Raw genomic sequence first — 6,311 nt, 5'->3', positions numbered from 1 at the left:
GTGGCGGTAGCGTGGAATTATCTGGATGCGTTGAGTAAATTTCATTTTACCCTGCTGATATTACTGAAAATGGTTCTGGATAAACTGTTTAACATTATCTGTGTCTGCGAACAGAGTGATAAAAATAATGAAGCGTAATAAGATATTAATTGTAGGTGCTGGCCTTTCAGGCGCAGTAATTGCACGCCAGTTAGCTGAGCAGGGACATATAGTCAATATTATTGAACAACGTTCACACATCGGAGGTAACGCTTATGATGCCCGCGATGAGCAAACGGGTATCATGGTGCACGTTTATGGTCCTCATATTTTTCATACTGATAATGAAACTGAATGGAGTTATATGAGTAACATACGTAAATAAATCTTACGTGAATAAGCTTAAAACAACACCACTCGGAAATATATTTTCATTGCTTATTAATTCTCATACAATTAATCAGATTTAGAGTACGGTGCCGGCGAGGGCTGTGCCCCAGCCGGAAAATCACATGCCTGATTATTACAAACATATTTTTTTAGTGCCTTTAAAAGAAGTGAATTATGATTTATTGAATAAAATAAAAGAGTTGTCGCGCTATAAAACACAGCAATTTGGTTTTTTAGTCAGTATACAGGACGTGGATAGTTATAAGCAATGCCTGGCATTCTTTCACTCAAATCACAATATTTATGTTATTAATCCTGAGCAAAGCTATAACAGAACTCATCACTGGGGCTATATTATCCAATATGCCAAAGGAAATATAAAATTCGATACTTTTTCATACTATTTTTTTGGTGATGAAATTAATCTTGATAAATTTCCAAATATAACATGTCGGAATGATATATATATTAACGATTATTACATCGATAACTGGGGAAACGTTAAAGAGAATGCTTCCGCGAAGCAGTTGGCTAGTAAATCATTTACATATGTGCTAAAGAAAAACTTTCTTTTTGGTAAGCCCATGCTGGCTCCATTGCAAAAAATTATCTTTAGCCGGACAATGGCAGGTTCTATCTTTTTTGATAGCCAGCATTCTTATGTCAGTGATCAGTTGATGATCTATCATTTAATTAACGATGGGGCAAAAGCAAAGTTTATTAAGCAGCCTTTTTATAAGCTTAATAAAAAGGCTAGAGCATTTTCAAATTGTATAAGCCTTATAGATATGCTTAAGCAGCAAATTTACCTCTATATTAAATTACGCTGCTTCGCTGGGGTCCCCATGATTATGCTACGCACAATAGCAAAGCATATTTTTTACAGAACTAATTAAGAACTATCAGCTATGAAAAAAATTATTATTGATATTGACATGACCTTAACTAAGGGAAAAGGACCTGGAGGTTATGAAGATGCGTTGGTAAATAAAGACCTTGTTGTTAAATTAAAAGAATATAAAGAACAAGGTTTCATGATTGTATTGAATACTAGCCGTAATATGAATTCCTATAATAATAATATCGGGTTGATTAATAAAAACACCCTGCCAATACTTATTAAGTGGCTTGAAGTGAATAGCATTCCTTACGACGAAATTTATGTGGGTAAACCTTGGTGTGGTCATGAAGGCTTCTATGTGGATGATAAAGCAATCCGTCCCAGTGAATTTATTAATTATTCCTATGATGAGATTGTTGAGATTTTAAGGAAAGAAAAATGATTATAATTTTGTCTGCACAGTATGTCGACCAAGATTTACGTGCTGAATTTGGTGAAATTCCGCCTACTTTTCTGCCTGTTGGGAATAAGCGGTTATACAGTTATCAAATTAAAAATATCCGTAATGAAAATTCTGATGAAAAAATCTGCATGACGCTACCCAAAAACTTCCCAATTGGCTCTTGGGATAAACAGGCGCTGACGGAAGCTAATATCAATATTATTCAGATTGATGAAAATTTTTCTCTTGGTCAGTCCATTGCGTTTTGCCTGGCATCAGCCTGTACGGCGGAAGATGATGATGGCGTTATTATTTATTACGGAGATACATTATTAAGAAACCCAGTAAATTTGCAGAATATGGGTAAAAATGTGATCTATACTGCTCGCTCAGATTTTAACTATGTCTGGATGAAGATAAACGATGGTTTCGAAAGCAGCGATGCCGTTTTCTGTGGTGTGCTCAGCATCGGCAACCCGCAGTTATTGATTCGTAGCCTCATCAGTACCAATTTTGACTTTACGAAAAGCCTTTTTAAGTACAATGAAACAAACCAGTTTGTACAAGAGCACAGGAGCGATTGGCTGGATTTTGGTCACTTGAACACCTTCTATGACTCTAAAACAATAGTGACCACTGAGCGGGCATTTAACGAACTTATAATTAACAAATATTTTGTAAAGAAACGCTCACAGAAAAAAAAGAAATTACATGCGGAAGCGAACTGGTTCAGTAACGTGCCGGAAGAGATGGCATATTATGCAGCAATGTTGATTAGTCATGGTGAAGAAGATAACGGCTATTGTTACAAGCTGGAGTATCTTTATAGCCCAACACTGACTGAGTTATTTGTTTATGGCAATCATCCGCAGGCTATCTGGGGACAAATAATTAATTCGTGCTTCCATTTTATTGAGCGCAGCTATGAAATTCGTAACCCAGGACCTTCAGTAGATTTTTATAAATCTCTTATCAGTAAAAATGAAACTCGCCTGGATGAGTTTATTGCGGCTAATCCCCGTTTTGGCAACGTTGTTAAGGATGCCGAAGGGAACCATTTTATGCTGAAAGAGATTTTGGCAGAAATTCATAAAGCCATCAATCCTGAATCCCGTTCATCCTTTGTCCATGGGGATTTCTGCTTCAGTAATATTCTTTATGACTTCAAGAAAAATGATATCAAAGTCATTGACCCGCGCGGTATCGACTTTGACGGCAATTTAAGCATTTATGGCGATATTCGCTACGATCTGGCTAAAATTCTGCATTCCGCGATTGGTAAATATGACTATATTGTTTCTGATCGCTTCCATATACAGGACGACGGTGAAACGTTGATTCTGGAGCTTCCGGAAAGTAGCATAGATTTAACTAAGCTAATTAAGAAACAATTTGAAACGTCCAGTTTTTCTTATACGGAAATTTTGGCTTTAACCGCAACGCTATTTTTATCTATGCTGCCTTTGCATTATGACCACCCAAATAGACAACAGGCATTTGTTGCAACAGCGATTAATTTATACAAGGAATTAACTAAGTGATTATTATCCCAATGGCTGGGCTCAGCAGCCGTTTTTTTAAAGCAGGGTACACTAAACCCAAATATGAATTAAAAGCACACGATAAAACCTTATTTGAGTGGGCAGTCAAAACTTTTGAACAGTACTATCAGTCAGAAAAATTTATTTTTATCTGCCGTGATGTGTACGATACACCACTGTTTGTTAAAGCTGAACTGCAACATATGGGAATTAAAGACTACGAAGTCGTTGTTCTGACTGCTGAAACCCGCGGTCAGGCAGAAACGGTTTTCCTGGCCTTGGATAAGGTGCCTAATAATGAACCTATCGTTATCTTTAATATAGATACCCATAAGAAACATTTTGAGTTTGCAACTGAAGAGAATGATGCTTACCTGGAAGTGTTTAAAGGGGAAGGAGAGCACTGGTCTTTTGCGCTGCCTAAAAGTAATACCACTTTGGTAGAGCGTACAACTGAAAAAGAGCGAATATCTGATCTATGCTCAAATGGTATGTACGGGTTTAAAGATAAAGAAATATTTATTAACGCTTACATTGAGCTGATTCGGAGTGATCCACGTGAACTTTATATTGCACCTATGTTTAATTTTATGATCGCTAAAGGAATGCGTGTACGGTATAAGTTAGTTAAGCACGATGATCATATCTTTATGGGGACACCAACCGAATATATTGATTTTTTAGGTGCAACGAATGTTTAAATTGGCTCTATTAGATATTTATGGGGGACTGAAAAAAATTCAGTTCTGGAATTATATGGCCTGGCAAGAGATTATTATTCGTTATCGTCGCAGTGTGCTTGGACCATTTTGGATAACAGCTAGTACGGCCATCTATGTAGTATCTATTTCAATAGTATTTTCGACATTGTTCAGCCAGGATATAAAACATTACCTTCTATATCTGTCACTAGGTTTTTTAATATGGAGCTATATAAATCAGACCGTAATTGAATCAGCGGATTCTTTCATCGCTTGTGCAAGCTTTATAAAGCAAATAAGAATAGAAAGAAGTGTTTTTATCTACCAATCGATTATAAGAAATGTATATTTTTTCTTACATAACGCGTTGATTCTTGTTGTTTGTCTGATTTTTTCTGATAGCACTTGTACTTTTTATGCTATTAGTAAGGCTTTATTTGGTTTCAGTATTTTAACTATAAATCTGTTCTTCTTATCACTGACATTGGCATGTCTCTGTACTCGCTTCATGGATTTACGCCAGATAGTCATGTCTGTATTACAAATAGGTTTTCTGGTTACGCCAATTATGTGGATTCCAACGGAATCGATGCATTCAAAAGCATTTTTACTTGAGTGGAATCCGCTTTTCCATTTCATTGATTTCATCCGTTCTCCTCTGCTGCCCGTAGATTTTCCAACTGCTTTTATGCATCCTAGTATTGTCTATATAACAGTTTTTTCAATTATCAATATATGTGCTGGATTTTTAATCTTCGCTAAATCTAGAAAAAATATTTCGTACTGGGTGTAATAATGACTGCTTATCTGAATCTCAAAAATGTTTCAGTGAGTTATCCCATCTTTGATGTAAAATCACGCTCACTGAAAGCTAACTTTGTTCGTTTGACAACGGGTGGGAAAATTTCTTCAAATGCTAAGTCTATCAGCGTTAATGCACTGAAGGACATAAATATCGAGTTGAAGCACGGAGATCGTCTGGCTTTAATTGGGCATAATGGAGCTGGAAAGTCTACTTTGTTAAAGACTATGGCAGGGATTTATGAGCCCACATCAGGAAAAGCTAGCAGCCAAGGCAGTATTGCTAGTTTGCTTGATATGAATTTAGGAATGAATCCCGAGTCTTCAGGGAGAGAGAATATCTACTCCCGAGGAATGTTATTAGGGCTTCCCAAAAAATATATTAATACTATTAGCGAAGAAATAATAGATTTTACAGAGTTAGCAGATTTTATAGATCTTCCAGTCAGAACTTACTCATCAGGTATGACCGTGCGGCTAGCTTTCGCAATTTCAACAGCAGTCAAACCAGATATCCTTCTATTAGATGAGGTAATTGGTGCTGGGGACGCTAATTTTATGGATAAAGCCAGAAAAAGAATACAAGAGTTAATTGAGTCAGTTGGCATATTGGTATTGTCATCTCATTCAGAAAATGATGTGAGATCTTTTTGTAACAAGGGTGTTGTTTTGAATGCAGGTGAGATTGCCTTTGTGGGGGCAGTGGATGATGCTTACACCTTTTATGTGAACTCAAGAAAATTTGGATGATAGAGGTTAGCGTGGATTTCGCTATCGCTGATAAGACTGTAGCGAAAGTTGCAGTCTTGCTTTCGGTTTATCAGAATGATAAAGAGTTGCCATTGTACCTGTCTATTAAAAGTATTCTTAATCAGTCTTATCGTGAGTTAGCGATGTTGATACTTATAGATGGATTTGTTAGCACCAACATCTCAAATTTGATAAATTTACTAGGGAAATCAGATCGTAGAATTATTATCTTAAAAAGAGAAAAAAATGAAGGGCTGGCTTCGGCAATGAACACTCTAATAGATTTTGCATTAGTAACATACCCTAATCTTGAATACATTGCCAGGATGGACTCTGACGATGTATCGAAGCTGAATAGAATTGAATTGCAAAAATATTTTTTGGATTCTAATAAAAATATTGATGTTTTAGGTGGCGGGTGTAGAGAATTTGGTATTTATAATAAAATAATATATAAATATGAATGTGATCATGATATTAAAAAAAATATAATCAGGATGACTCCATTTATTCACCCAACTGTTATGTTTAATATTTCAATTTTTAAAAAAGGATTAAGGTATCCTGTAAATACAGTTCTATCAGAGGATTTATCTTTTTGGCTTTTATTATGCCTACAAGGATATCGATTCCATAATCTTAAAATGGTGCTGCTTGATTATAGAATCACAGAGTCAACATTAAAGCGCCGAGTAGGATTGACAAAAGCATGCTCTGAGTTTTATGAAAGAGTCCGTTTTATTTTAATCAGACGTGAACGATTCCTCAAGAATGTACTCTATATCTTAGGGCATTTCATCATAAGACTTATGCCCGTACTTATAGTAAAAAAATTATACTCTATACTCCGGTAATATATTTTTTAC

Annotated in this window: 7 protein-coding genes and 1 pseudogene; all 8 read left to right on the top strand. The window is 35.8% G+C overall.

From position 1 onward, the window contains the following. Positions 1–127 precede the first annotated feature (127 nt). Positions 128–443 (top strand): annotated as a pseudogene (locus AC3G3F_RS17900) (FAD-dependent oxidoreductase); the annotation flags it as partial. A 27-nt stretch (positions 444–470) separates the two neighbouring features. Further along, the gene (locus AC3G3F_RS17895; RefSeq protein ID WP_129382405.1) at positions 471–1,265 is read left to right on the top strand and encodes a hypothetical protein; all 795 of its coding nucleotides are present in this window, start codon (positions 471–473) and stop codon (positions 1,263–1,265) included. A 12-nt stretch (positions 1,266–1,277) separates the two neighbouring features. After that, complete coding sequence (locus AC3G3F_RS17890) at positions 1,278–1,652, top strand: HAD family hydrolase (protein WP_023247931.1); 375 nt, start codon at positions 1,278–1,280, stop codon at positions 1,650–1,652. Further along, positions 1,649–3,193 (top strand): phosphotransferase, encoded by a 1,545-nt coding sequence (locus AC3G3F_RS17885; RefSeq protein WP_488395448.1) that lies wholly within the window; start codon positions 1,649–1,651, stop codon positions 3,191–3,193. The genes AC3G3F_RS17890 and AC3G3F_RS17885 overlap by 4 nt, the downstream gene beginning before the upstream one ends. Beyond that, the gene (locus AC3G3F_RS17880) at positions 3,190–3,894 is read left to right on the top strand and encodes a glycosyltransferase family 2 protein (RefSeq protein ID WP_023247933.1); all 705 of its coding nucleotides are present in this window, start codon (positions 3,190–3,192) and stop codon (positions 3,892–3,894) included. The genes AC3G3F_RS17885 and AC3G3F_RS17880 overlap by 4 nt, the downstream gene beginning before the upstream one ends. After that, positions 3,887–4,687, top strand: coding sequence for an ABC transporter permease (locus tag AC3G3F_RS17875; protein WP_023247934.1), 801 nt, complete (start codon positions 3,887–3,889; stop codon positions 4,685–4,687). Before AC3G3F_RS17880 ends, AC3G3F_RS17875 begins: the two co-directional genes overlap by 8 nt. A gap of 2 nt (positions 4,688–4,689) precedes the next feature. Next, the gene (locus AC3G3F_RS17870) at positions 4,690–5,445 is read left to right on the top strand and encodes an ABC transporter ATP-binding protein (protein WP_023247935.1); all 756 of its coding nucleotides are present in this window, start codon (positions 4,690–4,692) and stop codon (positions 5,443–5,445) included. Next, positions 5,442–6,299 carry a glycosyltransferase gene (locus tag AC3G3F_RS17865; RefSeq protein WP_023247936.1) on the top strand — a complete coding sequence of 286 codons (858 nt, stop codon included), beginning with the start codon at positions 5,442–5,444 and terminating at the stop codon, positions 6,297–6,299. The genes AC3G3F_RS17870 and AC3G3F_RS17865 overlap by 4 nt, the downstream gene beginning before the upstream one ends. Positions 6,300–6,311 lie beyond the last annotated feature (12 nt).

The organism is Salmonella sp. FC25216 (assembly GCF_057751355.1).
The sequence above is the reverse complement of the archived record's forward strand: the minus strand, read 5'-3'. Positions and strand labels throughout refer to the sequence as shown.